The following is a 16,955-nucleotide window of genomic DNA, read 5'->3' as shown; positions in this document are numbered from 1 at the left end:
CCTAGTGCTTAAGGAAACAATACAATGTACCAATTCTGTCACTCCCTGTATGCCTTTCACCTGTCAGGCAGGCTCTTCTCTCCAAAGAGGCCCAAGTCTTCCCATCCGTAGCCAACTTCAATCAAATCTTGACCCCCGATGCGGATGGACTGTGTATGGACTGGAAAGCCTCCCATCTTTTCATAGAAGCGGCACGCTGAATTACGCTCCAAAGCCCATATGATCAGACTTTTCATATTATGGTTTCGCAGATGATTAACGACATGTGTAGCCAGTTGTTGACCTATCCCCGTTTGTTGCATCTCCTTCAGCAAATATATGGCGTACAACTCTCCATCATAAGCTAATTTGCCTTCACGCTCCCTACCCCCACAGGCAAATCCGACAATTTTCCCATCATGCTGTTCAGCTACTACCAGGATCTGATCCTTTTCGCCAGAACGAATGGTCTTTTCCCACTGGGACAATCTTGATTCTATAGTCAAATGATCCAAAAAATCGTCAGGCACAATTCCCCGATACGTTGTTTTCCAACTCTCTGTATGTACACGGGCTATCCCCTGCGCATCCCCTTCAAGCGCCGGCCTGATCAGCATAGCTATCACTTCTTTTCTCTCGTAACTGCCGTAGCTTTACCATACTATATGTTCCTTTTCCAATAATTCCAAATTTATCCACTTCAGTCCTGATGCCGCTAGGCATGATTCGTAATCAAAAGTGGACTTTTTGAACTAACTCTTATAAAGTAAAATCCGGCCCTACGGCCGGATCGTTACCCTCGTGCCTACAGATACCTTGGAAGACAGATCCAGTACATCCGAGTTGTACATGCGTATACAACCATGGGAGACAGATTTGCCAATAGACCAAGGCTCATTGGTTCCGTGTATCCCATAATGGGGAGCAGACAGTCCCATCCAGAACACGCCAAATGGCCCACCTGGATTAGATTGTTTGTTAATAATAGTGAACTCCCCGTTTGGAGTCTGCGTGAGCATCTTGCCGGTGGCTACGGGATAACCTTTAATCACCTGATTGCCATCCAGAAGATATAACATGTGGTCAGACAGATCTACAATAATCCTGTAATCTGGCATAATGACATCCCTCCTGACCTATCTTATGCAAGATACTGGATGATGCCCGCCTGATTTCATGCTTCCTCCCACTCTTTCACACTACGGGAGTGCTTGGGTTTGCGACTATTGGCCGGTTTGCTGGAGGCGGTACGCCTTCTGGATGCCACTTCTTCCTTGCGCTGCTGATATTGCAATTCCTTCTGCATTTTCAGATAATTATTCAGCCTTTTTTCATCCAATGAACCGTCCTGTATGGCCTCTTTCACTGCACATCCAGCTTCCCGTGTATGACTGCAATCCAGAAATCTGCACGTGGCGGCAAGTTCTTCAATTTCTCCAAACGCATGTGACAGCCCATCATTGCCCTCATCCCAGAGATTAAGCTCGCGCATTCCTGGAGTATCGATTAATACGGCGCCCTGTGGAAGTACAAACATCTCCCGGTGTGTTGTCGTATGTCTCCCACGGCTGTCTCCCTCGCGGACGGATTGCGTAAGCTGCACATCCTCACCCATCATCCAGTTCACCAGCGTAGACTTGCCACTGCCAGAAGATCCTGTGAGCGCAACAGTCAGCCCTGGGTGCAAATATCTTTCCAGTAAGGATTTCCCTTGACCCTCCACTGCAGATATCGCAAGCACTTCAACGCCTGGAGCAATTCCTTCTACACTTCGGATCTGTTCTTCCACATTGTTGCACAGATCACTTTTGCTCAAGACAATGACTGGCCTCACGCCACCATTCCAAGCCATCATCACGTATCTTTCGAGTCGTCTAAGGTTGAAATCATGATTAAGTGCAGCCACGATTAACAGTGTATCTACGTTTGCGGCGATTAATTGTTCCTTGGTCACTGGACCTGCCGCCTGTCTCGATACCCTGCTCCGACGTGGCACCAGATTGTGAATAATAGCTTCTTCACCTGCCTGACCTGTAATCGCCACCCAATCGCCAACCGCCGGAACCAAGCTGGTCTCCAGACTATCATGACGCAATCGACCCGAAATCCTTCCCCAGCATTCGCCCTCTTCTGTAATCAAACGTTGCAGATGTCCATGGTCTGCGATAATTCTGGCTGGTTTTCTCTCCTGCTCTTCCATCCCTGTCTCTTGCCACAGTTCCTGCCACTTTGCAGACCAGCCGTACTTCTCAATATGGTTATCTAAAATAAAAATTCCTCCCAAAATAAGTTGTTTACTTCGTTCAAGCCGAGTGAACAAACATCTCCGGTTCAGATCAAAACAAAAAAACCACGAGTAGAAATACACCCGCGGCAATAAGTAGTTAGCCAAATCAAGATCATCCCTTCTTGTAGATCTACCGGACAGAATACTTAACCATCCGATATAAACCATTCAGGAACACCCTTTTATCGGCAAACAAAAAAAGCCACGGGTGCGTCACCCGTGGCTTCATCTGAGCATGTGATACTTCACGTTACAATGGATATTGCTATCCAGCTGACGCAAAATTACATGCTTTGATCCGTTCCGGAGACGCTGTTCATATTCAAATTAACGTATACTGCATTTAAGTTTGTCATAAACAATCGCCTCCCTTGTAGAATTATCCATTATGTTACACACTGAGCTTTACAGTTGTCAAGCCCAAATTATTTTTACCACCAGCCCACTTTATTTGACCTGATCCCAGCGTGTCCACATTTCCTTCGGATTCAATTCATAGATATCCTCTTCCCGATACATGAACTGATGCATGATAAATTCCCGCCGAATCGTGGCAAAGTCTTCATGGTATTGCTTTATAAATGTATTGATTTCTTTTTCCGTATACTTCCGACCAAATTCAAGCTGCTCGACCAGATGACCAAGTACAATCAGTTTTTTCTTGTATTGAGCCGGAATCTGACGCAGTCGTCCATCTTTTGAGAAAAAATTTCTCATGACCGACGCTTTCAATGTTTCGTTCACATCACTCATATCCGCTACCTCCTCTCGATTAAAGATAAAATCAACCGAAGCCTGTGCATTCTCGCGGATAAACGAAGGATTGAGTGTGAAATACACTGTATTTTTCTCCCGTCGTTCCTTAATCAGCGCTGCCTCTCTCAGCTTGGATGCATGATGTGTCACGGTTGGCTGTGACAGATTCAGCCGCTCGGCAAGTGCCTGTCCGTGCAGTTCACCCTGTGCCAACAACAGCAGCATGCGAAGCCGGGTCGGGTCAGCCAACGCTTTATGATAAGCCACAATTTTCTCCAACTGCATCATCGTTCATCTCGCTTTCATTTAGATATATATCTAATTTGATATTAGTATTTTCTTCTCTACACGTCAACTCCTTTGGTTTCAAGTAAGCTTGTCTAATTAAACTCCACGCTTGAACTGGCATTGGCTCGTTATTTACGGTAGGATTATATTGCTTGAAATAAGGAGGATTAAGAACATGGAAGATGTCATTATTATCGGCGGAGGCCCATGCGGTCTGTCTGCTGCCATTGAATGTGAGCGGCTGGGACTGTCCGCTGTGATCGTTGAGAAATACAATATCGTTCAATCTATTTATCTGTATCCAACCCATATGCAGTTTTTCAGCACAGCCCCGCTGCTTGAGATCGGAAACGTTCCGTTCAGCACACCTAATGATAAACCGTTTCGTTATGAAGCACTTGCCTATTATCGCAGGGTAGCCGAACATTTTGGTCTGCGTGTTCATAACTATGAGGAAGCCCGTGAAATTAAACGCAAGGATGATGGTACGTTTGAGGTACATACGCTCAATCGCTGCGGGGAGGCCATCGTACATGTTGGACGCAATGTCGTTGTAGCTACCGGTTATTTTGACCATCCTAACTATCTGGGCATCCCTGGAGAAGATAAAGATAAAGTAACCCACTACTTCCGGGAAGCCCACCCTTATACCCGTACACGTGTCGCCATTATTGGCGGAAGCAACTCAGCCGTGGATGCGGCCATGGAACTGGTTCGGGTCGGAGCACATATCGATATGGTTTATCGCGGCAGTGGTCTGTCCCAGCATATTAAACCATGGGTACGTCCGCTATTCGAGAGCATGGTGACAAAAGGTCGTATCACACTGCACCTGGAATCACGCGTGAATGAAATACTCGATGATTCGATTCGTCTGATACACACGGATGGTTCCACTCGGGAACTGGATAATGACTTCGTACTGGCAATGACCGGCTTCCGCCCGGATCGTCAGCTACTCACTTCGGTAGGTGTGGAGATGTCTGATGATATGGATAAACCTCTATATGATGCACAAACGATGGAAAGCAGCGTACCTGGTGTATATGTAGGCGGAGTCATCGCTTCGGGTCGTAATGCCAATGAAGTCTTTATTGAATCCGGGCGCTGGCATGGACGTTATATTGCGGAACATATCGTTAGCAAACAACGTGGACAGACTGAAGGGAAATGAAAACAATGGATATGACTTCCCTGCTGCTGCTCGTATTTGCAGCTCTCGGGATTATCAGCAGTAACACACCTGTGACCGTAGCGATGGTATTTCTGTTGTTGTTACGAGTCCTGAACCTGAATCAGGCATTTCCATGGCTTGAAAAATACGGACTTACACTGGGCATTATCATTCTGACCATTGGTGTGATGGCACCTCTTGCCAGTGGCAAGATGAGTCTGCAGACGATCGGCGAGTCTTTCCTGCACTGGAAATCACTGCTCGCCATTGGCGTAGGATTACTGGTGGCATATCTCGGAGGACGTGGCGCTACGCTGATGGGTACACAGCCAACTGTCGTTGCAGGGCTGTTAATCGGAACGGTACTTGGGGTTGCCCTGTTCAAGGGTGTACCTGTGGGTCCATTGATTGCGGCGGGAATTTTATCATTGCTGCTGGGCAAATCCTGATTGAAGTTGTGAAGGTTGTGACCTGACATGCTATGCAGATTGGCTGTATTTCCCACCGTTGTGTGATATACTTCTATTCATGCAAATTATGTACACGAGTCTACAGCAGAATAATCCATATTAGAGGTTGTTCAAAAAGTCCGCTTTTGATTACGAAGGATGCCTAGAGGCATCATCAGCATCGAATATGGAATTCAGCCGAAATGTCCGTTGCTCACGTAGTTTTGCCTACGCTCCGCTACTCCATTTCTAGCTTCATCCCATCTTCTCGGTACTGAAAACCGTCCTTTTTGAACACGTTCTATTGTGGTTATGCTGTTGCATAAACGTATAGATTCACTTTGCAACTATTAATGGCGCAGGAGGATTCAGGAACCATGTCACGTCAGTTTATTACAGAAGCCGTGATGGTGGCCATTTACGGTCAATTGTTAGCGCCGCCCGCGCCTGTTGAATATATTGTTCCTTATACCACCATCCTTGAGCTATATGAATTCCAGACCAGTCCTGATCCCATGATGGATAACCCGGCAGATGATCAGCATGTGAAATCCAAAATCAATGAAATGATTTCTTATTTCGAGGAACCGCTGAATAAGAAAAAAATAGAGCGTGCGTTACTTGTTCCATGGGCCAAAAGCCCCTCCATTTTATTTGGTGACCAAGTATCCATTGCCATTATCAATGCAATAGATACGGCACAGTACGGGGAGTATTTCGATCCCATTGAGACCGAACTGCTGCTGACATCTCAGCGCCTGAGTATCCCGATTCTCACCGATCAGGTTGAACTGATTGCACGCATAATTGAGTCTGAATCACCTGTACAGGTATTTGATATTGATGATTTTGATTTTGCGATGGATGATGAACCACTGGATCAAGTGTAGTTCATGCTCTGAGCACCTGAATCGGATTTTTTAAAAAATGACCTTGGCATCCACTTTATCGTGCATGCCAAGGTCATTTTTTTGCGGTCAACACTTATTTTATTCTGCAATATCCCGCGCTAACAGGATTCGGCTAATCTGATTAAGAGGTGGTAACGACTCCAGCGCAAAAAACTTCAGACCTGCATCACTATTTACACGCGACTCTACAAGGTCATCCTGAATGATCACTGTCCGGAACAGGGCAATGACATAATACTCTTCATCTCCGCTTGAATGCAGATACCGAAGATCAGGCCCCGAATAGAGACCTTCCAGTGTCATGGTATCAGCAGTCCAACCTGTCTCTTCCCATAACTCCCGATGTGCAGCATCTTCAATGGCCTCACCCGGGCGCATCTCACCTGCTGGCAACCGCCAGTGACCGTGCTCAGCATGCTGAATCAGCAGTAATTCACCTTGTTCGTTCTCAGCCCGCACAGCCGCCTTTACAACAATATGAGAGCGTTTTGCGATATACTGGGCCAAATCTCGTGCTGGCAGATTCACTGCTTATCCCCTCCTCCTACTCGGAAGCCGGTGGCGACCTGTAATCCATCTATTACTTAGCAGAATACTTCAAGGATTAGGGTATGTCTCAAAATCGCCCTAGACTTCCGTATAACGGTATTCAATATCCTGACCTTCATCAACGATATCCACATGCAGTTGGTGCCCTTTCAGATACCAATAATCGTGATCTTCCATAAAGAATTGAATCCCCGACACTTCGGTTTGATCCGCAGGATGTCTTGGTTTCTCCACAGCAATACCTAGCGAAAATCCAGGGTGAAGACCTCCGCCAGAGCTATAACGGGCAAAAAATCGAATACTGTCTCCCTCGTTCAAATTCAGTTCTTCCTTGTACCAGCGAGCAGCTTGATCGGATACATGTATGGTACTCATTTGGTGTCAGCTCCTTCTGTATATATATGTTCCATCATATCTCGACAGGGACTTGAATACAAACCCGAGTGACCACATAAAGACAAAATAAGTTGTGAAAAATGTTTGACAGATTGTAAAAGCTGGTGTTAAGATGCAAACATACGAGGTCTACATTGTATTTATTTCCAAAAAAAGAAAGGGTGATTACGGTGTTTAACAAACATATGATTGGTCAATTCAGCACACAACTAAATACCGGAGCACACCCGAAATCATTATTCCGTTCATAAGTCGGCATGACAAGGCGTTCTTTCATTAGAACCTCTGTGATGTTTACTCACAATCGAACTTATATATGGTAACGGCTCTGTTCTCTGAGCCATGCTGCCGTATGATTATATGAAGACATACCGCCTGCGTGCGGTATGTCTTTTTTTGTGGGTACTTTTCAGCATACATGAACGGAATCTGCATTTCTCGGACATCGAAAGGAAGGGATAACACTTGTTCTCTGTACTTAAAAACCTGGCCTGGTTCTTCCGGCTGGAACGCAAACGATACCTAACCGGTGTCATTTTGCTTATTCTGGTGGGCATTGCCGAACTGCTGCCTCCTCGTCTTCTTGGTAATGCCATCGACGAGATTGTGCGCGGTTCCATTACTGGCACCTCACTTACCCGTTATATTTTGCTTATTCTGGGAACGGTCATCATTATCTATCTGGTTACATATGTTTGGATGCACAAACTGTTTGGTGGTGCCAATCTGGTGGAACGACTGCTTCGTTCACGCTTCATGGACCACTTGTTACGGATGACTCCTCCCTTTTTTGAGAAAAACCGAACAGGAGATCTGATGGCTCGGGCCACCAATGATCTTCGTTCCATTGCTACTACAGCAGGCTTCGGCATGCTGACTTTAACAGACTCTACAGCCTTTCTGGCCACCGTATTGTTCGCCATGGGTTTCCTGGTCAGCTGGAAACTGACCTTGGCGGCAATCCTGCCATTACCTTTTATCGCCATTGCCATGATGATCTATGGTAAAGCTGTACATCAACGTTACACCCTGGCACAGGATGCATTCGGAGATATGAATGACCAGGTACTGGAATCCATCGCCGGTATTCGCGTCGTGCGTGCCTATGTGCAGGAACGTCTGGACGAGAAACGGTTCTCCGATGTGACCGAAGATGTGTATCGCAAAAATTTGGCTGTTGCCAGAATGGATGCCCTATTTGAACCTACCATCCGCCTCTTCGTTGGACTCAGTTATGTGATTGCACTTGCCTACGGCATATATCTTGTATTTCATAATGAAATTACCCTGGGAGATCTCGTATCGTTCAATATGTACCTGGGGATGATGATCTGGCCCATGTTTGCCATCGGCGAATTAATTAACCTGATGCAACGTGGTAGCGCTTCGCTTGATCGGGTCAACGAGACTTTATCGGTAGAACCTGCCGTACAAGATGTGGATCAACCTGCTCACGTTACGAATCCGGAAGAAATTGCGATGCAGGATGTTACATTCCGTTACCCAAGTTCCACTGTGGACAATCTCAGTCACATCAGCTTTTCGTTGCGACGGGGTCAAACATTAGGTGTTGTGGGCCGTACGGGTAGCGGTAAGTCTACTTTGCTCAAACAACTGCTTCATGAATACCCTGCCGGTTCGGGCACATTAAGCATCTCGGGTCATCCAATTCAGGATATCGCCAAAGATGACTTGCACAGCTGGATTGGGTACGTACCACAGGAACAAGTTTTGTTCTCCAAATCAGTTCGTCAGAACATTCAATTTGGTAAACCTGGGGCCAGTGATGAAGTTATCATGGAAGCCATTCGTACCGCCGCTTTTGACGGTGATCTGGGAACCTTGTCCGATGGACTGGATACACTAGTTGGTGAAAAAGGAATCTCTCTGTCCGGTGGACAGAAACAGCGGGTATCGCTGGCGCGTGCCTTTATTGCCAATCCTGATATTCTGATCCTGGATGATGCCTTATCTGCTGTCGATGCACGTACTGAAGCCAAAATCATTGAAAATATACGCAACAAACGCTCGGGCAAAACCACGCTGATCTCGACTCATCGCCTGTCTGCTATTGAACATGCTGACCGAATCATCGTACTGGAGCACGGGAAAATTACGGAAGAAGGCACTCACCAGGAACTGTTAGCCATGAACGGCTGGTACCGTGAACAGTATGAACGGCAACAGGTCGAGTCCAATCTGTCCACGTAGGAGGTCAATTCATTGAAGTCTAATACAGGCAAAAGGCTGCTTGATTACGCCTTGAAAGCCAAAGGAACATTTATCGCTGCATTAATTATGCTTACCATTGGTGTTGCGGCCGAGCTTGCCGGGCCGTTCATCGCCAAATCCATGATCGACAATCACTTGCTCGCGATTGAGCAGCCTTTCTATGAGACAACAGCTTCAGATGAAGCCGCAGTCTACAACGGTAAAAACTACAAACGCGAAGGCTTGTTCGAACCGGATGAAAACAAAGGTTCCGAAGTGCGGGTTTTACAAGCCGGCAGAAGTTTTTATTTTGTAAACGAACCGGTAAGCGCACCTGACGGAGACCGCACATATACGGATGGAACCCTCACGGTTACACGCGCAGGTGAAGTGACAGGCCAATATGCGGCAACACCGCTGTCCGCTGGTGAACTGTTTGCTTTTTACAAACCGGAGATGCCCAGCATCTATCAATTAATTGTGTATTACATGATCTTCCTCGTGATCTCGGTCATTATGGAGTTTGGTAAAACATTCTGGCTGCAGTCCTCGGCCAACAAGGTCATTCAAAGACTGCGTAACGATGTGTATGCCCATATTCAGCGACTGCCGGTGCACTTTTTTGATAACCTGCCCGCAGGTAAAGTTGTATCTCGGGTCACGAACGACACAGAAGCCGTCAAGGATCTGTTCGTTGCCGTTCTTTCGAACTTCTTCTCAGGAATCATCACGATTACAGGTGTGTATGTTGCACTCTTCCTGCTTGATGTTCGCCTGGGTCTTATCTCGTTATTCGTTGTGCCGATGCTCATTACATGGATTGTGCTCTATCGCAAATTCGCCACTCGGTACAACACGATCATTCGATCACGACTGAGTGAGATCAATGCAATCATTAACGAGTCCATTCAGGGGATGTCCATTATACGCGTATTCCGCCATCAGAAACAAACCAAACAGGAATTCGAAGATCTGAATGATGACTATATGAAACACCAGAACAAAATGCTGAACCTGAATGCCTTCACCTCACACAACCTGGTTAACGTATTACGGAATATTGCCTTTGCGGTGGTCCTGTGGTACTTCGGTTCCAGTGTGCTGGATGGCACAAGTATTATCTCACTGGGTGTTCTGTATGCCTTCGTTGATGTTCTGGGTCGCTTGTTCCAGCCAATCACCGGTATGGTGAATCAACTCGCCAACCTGGACTCCTCCCTCGTATCTGCTGGTCGCGTCTTTGAGCTGATGGATGAAAAGGGAGAAGCTGTAACGGATGGCTCCATGCCAAGATACAAAGGGAATGTTGTCTTCGACGATGTATCCTTTGCCTATAAAAAGGATTATGTGCTCAACAATATCTCGTTTAAAGCATCCCAAGGTCAGACCGTCGCTCTGGTCGGTCACACCGGTTCAGGTAAAAGCTCAATCATCAACCTGCTGTTCCGGTTCTATGATCCGCAAAAAGGCAAGATCACGATTGACGGTCAGAACGTCAAAGATCTGCCTAAACAGTGGATTCGCGAGCATATGGGGATTGTATTGCAGGACCCGTATCTGTTCACAGGCACCATTGCTTCCAACGTCAGTCTTGGCGATGAGAAGATTTCCCGTGAACGAATTGAACAGGCGTTGCGTGATGTAGGAGCCGAACGTATACTGGCTCATTTGCCTCAAGGCTTTGACGAACCTGTCATCGAAAAAGGAAGCACATTATCCGCTGGACAGCGTCAATTGATCTCCTTCGCTCGGGCACTGGCATTTGATCCGGCCATCCTCATTCTGGATGAAGCGACAGCCAATATCGATACGGAAACAGAAGCTTTAATTCAGAACGCACTCGAAGTCCTCAAAAAAGGACGTACCACCTTCATCATTGCTCACCGTCTCTCCACCATTCGTTCAGCAGATCAGATTCTGGTTCTGCATCGTGGGCGTATCGTTGAGCAAGGTGCACATGATGAACTGATGGAGCTTAAAGGCCGCTATTATAAAATGTATCAGCTCCAGCAAGGTACGCAAGCAGCAGCGGTCGCAACTCTCGAGAATCCGTCAGGTGATTCCGTTCCAACCTCCACCTCCTTTGCCGGAGGCAATGCATAACAGAGTAAAACAGAAAGCTCTTTAAGTAACCAATCAAAAATGATGTACTCGACGGCAACACAAAAACCGATCTACACAGCTACCTCAGGGTTTGCGGTGTAGATCGGTTTTTTGTATTTTCATCGGGATTCAAATTCCGTTACTGTTTATTTCGTCCAGACAAAAAAACAATCCGCGTGCAACCTCATGGCTACTGCGGATTGTCTATCCATCCTTTGATCGTATATCCCATGTACATCACGGTCTCTCTTGCGAGAAAAGGAAACTTGCTGCGCCAGGTTCGATACGCCGTAGTTCGTGTCGGAGAGGGTACGGCATCCATACCCAGTCCGGCAGCCAGCTTCATGGCCCGTTTCATATGTAACGGATCACTCACAATTGTATAGGTTTGATAACCGGCCTGTTCACCAATTGGAATTGAATTGACCAGATTCTCCTCGGTAATTCTGGATTTGGTCTCTATGCGAATGTCCGCAGGATCTACTCCATGTGCGATGGCATACTTCTGACCCACTTCAGCTTCCGTATGTTCTCCATCATCACCTGACCCGCCTGTGAAAAGCAGATTACGAACGGTACCCTGACGGTATAATTTAATCCCGTGTTCAATACGTTCGCGAAATACAGGTGAAGGGTTATCCCCCGCCACAGCTGCGCCCAGAATGATTGCTGTATCCGATATCCTGGATGAATCCTCATCTGTATATGCAGATATACGTACTGCCGTAACAACAGTCCACAGGATTCCAACTAATACTACAGCCAGAGCCGTTATTAATATCCAGCGTTTCGTTATCCGTTTGCTTGTCATTCATCCTCTTCCAAAGCCCTTGCTTGCATACTCTCGGTATGCATACGCTCCAGCGTTTGCAGAGCTGCTGCGGATTCGGCATCCAGACCAAGCTCTGCGATCCAGGCACCCGTATATTGCTGAAGACGGATCTCCAACTCCTGTGCACGGTCTTTGAAATCCTCCAATTCCTTAATCATGCGTGATCGTCCTTCCGGACTGAATGTCTCGTGAATTCGTTCCTTGAAATAATGATGTACAATACGGTTACGTTGCTGCCATAACTCATTCAACTGGCGAGTCTCTTCCTCAGAGAATGTAAAATGATGGCGCACTTCGTGAATGAGCTGCCCCAGTGAACTGCTCATCTTTCGTTCGTACAGATCTTCCAGATCCTCTTCAGACACGGCTTTGCCCTGAGACATTTTCATTAATAAAATCAGATTGACCAGCTGCTGTTCAAGCGCCTGCCCGTAGTACACTGCCAATCCGTAATAGGCAAACAATTCCCTGGAGTGTTCGCTGTCCAGCATGTCACCATTCTGGATATCTGTATTTTGCATATGCGAGCGCCCCCTTCAACCGTACAATGTTAACCATTCCATGTCCCTCTATCCTAACCAAACCAAGAGCAACATTCAAGTTATCGGGAAGCGCGTCTCCTAACTCCGCAGATCTCTTCTTCCGGACAGCCACACATGGATGATTAGTAACCCTAATGCATAGAGCACAGTCCACAGCATAACCCAGACAAAAGAGTCCATCTTTGATTCATCAAATAACATCATCTCACGAACCAGATAAAAGGCTGGTGGAAGAATGCGGCCAAGCCATTCTAACGATTCAGGCAACCGTTCACTTAAGGAACCTTGGATAAACGATAGTAATAATACAATAATCAGGGCAGGCATACTTCGACTAAGCAAGGGAATGTACGATTTTTGAAAAAATACACTAATGACCAATCCCAGCAACGATAACCCCAGATGTCCTAACCAAGTCATCATCCACTCCTCACCTGTAGGTTGTCTCTCGAACATTCCCGCGAACACGGGATACAGCACAGTGATTGCGGTGAGCATGAATTGCATTATCCAGGCACAGATGAGTTGACTTGTTACAACCTTACGCCTGCTTCCTGTATGAAGGACAAGTAATTGAACCTGCTTTGCAGGTTCGGTATTCATCACCATTACTCCGAGCCAAGCAGCTGCCAGAAATAACAGCATAGCCGTGACACTGTAACTGTCCGCAATAGGGTTGGGTTTGTAGGAATAGATCAGCAGCATGGCGATGATATAAAAGATAACCGGTGCAAAATATTTCTGTGAACGAATGTGATGCCTTAACAAATATCGGGTCAGATAGATCATTCGGCTTCTCCCCCCGCATCATCCATGGAAGAGCTTAAGTCCACAGATTCTGTGACACCTCCACGACTCGCATGTACAGCTGGATGTTGTCCTTCCAGCAGACTTTCCATATGTAATTGACTTTCTTCCTGTTGTACAGACACAACCGAACCTCCGGATGCCAGGATCATTCTGAGGACATCATCTGTTGATTGTTGAACTACTTTCCAATCCCACAACCAAGAATTGGATATCCCTGAGCTCGTATTACGAACTAAAGACAGTACTTCCGGTTGTTGTACAATAGATAGATCGTTAGCCAGATCCTCTCCAGCTTTCGTCTGACTTTGAATACGTACAACGGGTTCGCCAGCTTGAAGTATATCTTCACGACTCCAGTAGCGGAGCACGCCGCCTTTCTTCAACACAATCACCTGGTCTGCCAAACGTTCAATAAGCAACGGTTCATGGCAAGCTGTAACGATGGATGTCCCTTCACCCTTCCATTGTCCCAATAAGGATACAACTGCCTCTTGAGCTGGAATATCCAAGCCTGATAAAGGTTCATCCAGCAGCAAAAGACCACCCGGTCCAGGTAACAGGGCCTGAATCAAATTTACTTTTTGCAGTGTGCCCTTCGATAATAAGGGTAACTTTTGATCGAACGCGGTATCCAGATATAAAAGTTCACTAAGTTCTCTAATCCGCTCACGCAGTATTTCGGGGCGGATGCCCCGAATCCGTCCCATGTCCCACAAATACTCTCCAGAGGTAAAGGGTAAACGTGGCAGGCCATCTACTGCATACCCATGAGAACCCTTCATTGTGCGCTGGATCGATCCTGTATCGGGTAACAAAATACCTGCCAACATACGTAGCAACGTGCTTTTGCCCGAGCCGTTTCTGCCAACAAGCACAGCACATTCTCCCTGCTTCACTTCCAGATTAATTTCAACAAGTACTTGAGCATTACCTAATCGCTTGCTCACTTGTTGAAGCAACATACCTCGACCTGATGAGTCTGGTACATCTTGATTGGCTTTTTTGAAAAGTCCACGTGTACTCCATATCACCTGGGATCACATCCGCTCTGGAGCTTGCACACCTAGCAAATGTAAACTGTACGCGAGGCGTTCGGCAGTCCGTTTGGCCAATGCCATCCGGAAGGACCTTACATCAGATGACGCATCCGCAATCCGTTCGGCGTGATAGAAGCGGTTGAACGCTTGAGCGACATCTATTGTATATTTGGCAATGACCGAAGGCTCATTCCGATGAATTGCTTTTTCCAAATACTCGGGATAATCACCAAGCAGTTTCAGTAATGCCCATGAGGTATCTCCGATACAGGATGGAGTGGTCACTGTGTCAATCTCACCATCCGCAAGACTGGGGTTAGACAGAGGGTTTTCATTTTCCACGCGGATTGCCTCTTCTGCCTTAGCAAGCACACTTTGAATCCGGGCATGGGTATACTGCACATAAGGTCCGGTCTCTCCTTCAAAACTCACCGCATCCTCCAAGGAGAAGTCCACATCGTTTAACCGACTATTCCGCAGATCACCGAAGACAATGGCACCTACACCAACCGCCTCAGCCACCTTCTGAGGGTTCTCCAGATTCGGGTTTTTCTCCTGGATAATCTGCAAAGCACGAGCGACTGCCTCATCCAATACTTCCTGCAAAAATACGACTTTCCCGCGGCGGGTAGACATTTTCCGTCCCTCAAAACGCATTAATCCAAACGGGATATGTTCACACTTCGCAGACCATTCATGACCCATCCGGGATAGGACCGCAAATACCTGACGGAAATGTAACTTCTGCTCGCCTCCGACCACGTATAACAACCGATCTGCCTTCATCACCTCATGGCGATAAACCGCCGTAGCTAAATCCCGTGTAGGATAGATTGTTGTTCCATCTTTTTTGATAATCAGGCACGGGGGCATGTTCTCATCCTCCAGACGTACCACGAGTGCTCCATCACTCTCTTCAAGTAAACCTTTTGCCTTCAGTTCTTCAACCACTGCACCCATCTTGTCATTGTAAAAGCTTTCTCCCAGCGTATGGTCGAACTGTACATTCAGACGTTCATACATCCGGTTGAATTCCTTCATGCTAACTTCCACAAAGAACGCCCATAACCGCTGTGCTTCATCATCTCCCTGCTCCAGCTTGCGGAACCAATCCCGTGCCTCAATCTCCAGAGAAGGATCATTCTCCGCCTGATCGTGGAAACGCACATACAGCTCAAGAGACGTACGGATCGGGTCTGCCTGCAATGCTTCATCATTGCCCCACCGTTTATACGCTGCGATCTGCTTGCCAAACTGGGTTCCCCAGTCTCCCAGATGATTCACACTTACAGAGGTATAACCCGCTTCGTTATACAACCGATACAGTGCTGCACCGATTACAGTAGAACGCAAATGTCCAATTCCGAAGGGTTTTGCGATGTTAGGGGAAGACATATCAATCACAACACGTGAGCCTTCGCCAATCTGAAGCTTACCGAATGCGGCATGCCCCAGTTCTTTCAGCAGATTCGGCGCAAGCTCCTCCCGATTGAATCGGATATTTACATACGGCCCAGCGGGAGTCGCTTCAATTCCAGATGCCTGCAGACCTGTTGCGAGCTCGGTCGCAATGACTGCCGGTGCTTTTTTTAATGACTTCGCCAATGCAAAACAAGGGAATGCTGCATCCCCCATCTCCGCCTGTGGTGGGACTTCCAGTAATCTCAGAACCTCTTGTTCATTCAATCCCGTTAAAGGGGCAATATCGGCCGCAGCCTTCTTCATCAACATGTCAAACACTCCTTATCCATTCATTATTGGCTGAAAATAAACACAAAAAAAGCTCTCGTCTCTAAATAAGAGACGAGAGCTGCCTTAACAGTTCCCGCGGTACCACTCTAGGTGAACAGCTACTCCTAATATACATCAACATGCATACCTGTAGAACCTGTTCCGCTCGATGCGTATAACGGTCGCAAGCCGGGTTACCCTCAGACAGATATGGCCTATCCCCAATCGGGATAAGTACATCTTTTCGGATAACCATCTCACGGGTGCGGTTCACTCAGGTCATGTCATACCGGCTTCCACCTTTTCCGGCTCGCTGTCATGTATGGATCTGGCTACTCTCCCGATCATCGATATTCTTCGTTTCGATTCATTGCCATCATTATACATACCACGATCAGACTTGGCAACCTGCATTAAAAATCCCCTAGGGAAAGGCAACACATAGGCACATCGTCTCAGATGCCTGTGTTCACTGCCTTCCCTTAGAGGACAACGGTCATTATCGGTTTTAATTATATATTCCAGTGAAATAATATTTACGCTACTGCTGCCATCAACCGGCAAGCTTCTGCACATCTGCGGCAAGCCTCTGCACACGCTTGGCAATGATCATGGTGGTGTTTGCCACACTCTGCGGCGCAAGCTTCACAAGCTTTCACACACAATTCGCATATTTCAGCAATGAAATCACTTCCACGTGTCATCGCTTGTGCAGCAAAACTGCAGATCTCCGCACATTCCCGATTCAAACGAATGCAATCACGCAGCATCGCCAGATCATATTCTTTCAGACTCGATATGTAACATACGTTGCAAGCATTCATGCACTCCAGGCAAGCATCGATACATTGTTGATATTGTTGTTGTGTCATTTAAAGTTACCTCCCAGGCAAAGTTTGC

18 protein-coding genes are annotated in these 16,955 nt (G+C 46.9%); 5 read left to right on the top strand and 13 right to left on the bottom strand.

The window, feature by feature from the left end; translation table 11 throughout:
• Window positions 1–56 precede the first annotated feature (56 nt).
• From MKY92_RS11585 to MKY92_RS11570, 4 genes are all read right to left on the bottom strand, one after another.
• Window positions 57–596 carry a GNAT family N-acetyltransferase gene (locus MKY92_RS11585; protein ID WP_339300759.1) on the bottom strand — a complete coding sequence of 180 codons (540 nt, stop codon included), beginning with the start codon at window positions 594–596 and terminating at the stop codon, window positions 57–59.
• Window positions 597–758: 162 nt separating this feature from the next.
• Window positions 759–1,097 carry a L,D-transpeptidase gene (locus MKY92_RS11580; RefSeq protein ID WP_076249779.1) on the bottom strand — a complete coding sequence of 113 codons (339 nt, stop codon included), beginning with the start codon at window positions 1,095–1,097 and terminating at the stop codon, window positions 759–761.
• Window positions 1,098–1,153: 56 nt separating this feature from the next.
• Window positions 1,154–2,371 carry a ribosome small subunit-dependent GTPase A gene (rsgA, locus tag MKY92_RS11575; protein ID WP_339300758.1) on the bottom strand — a complete coding sequence of 406 codons (1,218 nt, stop codon included), beginning with the start codon at window positions 2,369–2,371 and terminating at the stop codon, window positions 1,154–1,156.
• 342 nt (window positions 2,372–2,713) lie between these two features.
• Window positions 2,714–3,307, bottom strand: coding sequence for a metalloregulator ArsR/SmtB family transcription factor (locus tag MKY92_RS11570; protein WP_083669797.1), 594 nt, complete (start codon window positions 3,305–3,307; stop codon window positions 2,714–2,716).
• A gap of 178 nt (window positions 3,308–3,485) precedes the next feature.
• On the opposite strand from MKY92_RS11570, the gene MKY92_RS11565 reads away from it, so the two are divergent.
• From MKY92_RS11565 to MKY92_RS11555, 3 genes are all read left to right on the top strand, one after another.
• Window positions 3,486–4,484: a YpdA family putative bacillithiol disulfide reductase gene (locus MKY92_RS11565; RefSeq protein ID WP_339300756.1), complete on the top strand. Its 999-nt coding sequence runs from the start codon at window positions 3,486–3,488 to the stop codon at window positions 4,482–4,484.
• Between the two features lie 5 nt (window positions 4,485–4,489).
• Window positions 4,490–4,933 (top strand): DUF441 domain-containing protein, encoded by a 444-nt coding sequence (locus MKY92_RS11560; RefSeq protein WP_036609212.1) that lies wholly within the window; start codon window positions 4,490–4,492, stop codon window positions 4,931–4,933.
• Window positions 4,934–5,310: 377 nt separating this feature from the next.
• The gene (locus MKY92_RS11555) at window positions 5,311–5,823 is read left to right on the top strand and encodes a hypothetical protein (RefSeq protein WP_036609214.1); all 513 of its coding nucleotides are present in this window, start codon (window positions 5,311–5,313) and stop codon (window positions 5,821–5,823) included.
• Window positions 5,824–5,922: 99 nt separating this feature from the next.
• Here MKY92_RS11555 and MKY92_RS11550 read toward each other — a convergent pair whose 3' ends face one another.
• Window positions 5,923–6,372 (bottom strand): NUDIX domain-containing protein, encoded by a 450-nt coding sequence (locus tag MKY92_RS11550; RefSeq protein ID WP_210107808.1) that lies wholly within the window; start codon window positions 6,370–6,372, stop codon window positions 5,923–5,925.
• A 99-nt stretch (window positions 6,373–6,471) separates the two neighbouring features.
• A complete protein-coding gene (locus MKY92_RS11545) occupies window positions 6,472–6,768 on the bottom strand; it encodes a HesB/YadR/YfhF family protein (protein ID WP_036609218.1) in 297 nt (98 codons plus the stop codon).
• A gap of 486 nt (window positions 6,769–7,254) precedes the next feature.
• Between MKY92_RS11545 and MKY92_RS11540 the strand changes: the two genes are divergently transcribed.
• On the top strand, window positions 7,255–9,000 hold the full coding sequence (locus tag MKY92_RS11540) for an ABC transporter transmembrane domain-containing protein (protein WP_339300755.1): 1,746 nt from the start codon (window positions 7,255–7,257) through the stop codon (window positions 8,998–9,000).
• Window positions 9,001–9,012: 12 nt separating this feature from the next.
• Window positions 9,013–11,103, top strand: a complete 2,091-nt coding sequence (locus tag MKY92_RS11535; protein ID WP_339300754.1) for an ABC transporter ATP-binding protein — start codon at window positions 9,013–9,015, stop codon at window positions 11,101–11,103.
• 190 nt (window positions 11,104–11,293) lie between these two features.
• Here the strand turns inward: MKY92_RS11535 and MKY92_RS11530 are convergent, their stop codons facing one another.
• From MKY92_RS11530 to MKY92_RS11500, 7 genes are all read right to left on the bottom strand, one after another.
• Entirely contained in the window at window positions 11,294–11,914 is a 621-nt protein-coding gene (locus MKY92_RS11530; protein ID WP_339300752.1) for a YdcF family protein, read from the bottom strand.
• On the bottom strand, window positions 11,911–12,456 hold the full coding sequence (locus MKY92_RS11525) for a hypothetical protein (RefSeq protein ID WP_053061520.1): 546 nt from the start codon (window positions 12,454–12,456) through the stop codon (window positions 11,911–11,913). The genes MKY92_RS11530 and MKY92_RS11525 overlap by 4 nt, the downstream gene beginning before the upstream one ends.
• Window positions 12,457–12,555: 99 nt before the next feature.
• On the bottom strand, window positions 12,556–13,266 hold the full coding sequence (locus tag MKY92_RS11520) for a hypothetical protein (protein WP_339300750.1): 711 nt from the start codon (window positions 13,264–13,266) through the stop codon (window positions 12,556–12,558).
• The gene (locus MKY92_RS11515) at window positions 13,263–14,318 is read right to left on the bottom strand and encodes an ATP-binding cassette domain-containing protein (protein WP_339300749.1); all 1,056 of its coding nucleotides are present in this window, start codon (window positions 14,316–14,318) and stop codon (window positions 13,263–13,265) included. Before MKY92_RS11515 ends, MKY92_RS11520 begins: the two co-directional genes overlap by 4 nt.
• A gap of 6 nt (window positions 14,319–14,324) precedes the next feature.
• Complete coding sequence (gene argS, locus MKY92_RS11510) at window positions 14,325–16,055, bottom strand: arginine--tRNA ligase (RefSeq protein WP_339300748.1); 1,731 nt, start codon at window positions 16,053–16,055, stop codon at window positions 14,325–14,327.
• Window positions 16,056–16,334: 279 nt separating this feature from the next.
• Window positions 16,335–16,469: a hypothetical protein gene (locus MKY92_RS11505; protein ID WP_339300747.1), complete on the bottom strand. Its 135-nt coding sequence runs from the start codon at window positions 16,467–16,469 to the stop codon at window positions 16,335–16,337.
• Between the two features lie 122 nt (window positions 16,470–16,591).
• The gene (locus MKY92_RS11500; protein WP_036609230.1) at window positions 16,592–16,927 is read right to left on the bottom strand and encodes a four-helix bundle copper-binding protein; all 336 of its coding nucleotides are present in this window, start codon (window positions 16,925–16,927) and stop codon (window positions 16,592–16,594) included.
• Between the last annotated feature and the right edge of the window lie 28 nt (window positions 16,928–16,955).

Origin of the sequence: Paenibacillus sp. FSL R5-0623 (assembly GCF_037974265.1) — a bacterium.
Classification (GTDB): Bacteria; Bacillota; Bacilli; order Paenibacillales; family Paenibacillaceae; genus Paenibacillus.
Note: the sequence above shows the minus strand (reverse complement) of the source record. Positions and strands in the feature narration are given on the sequence as shown.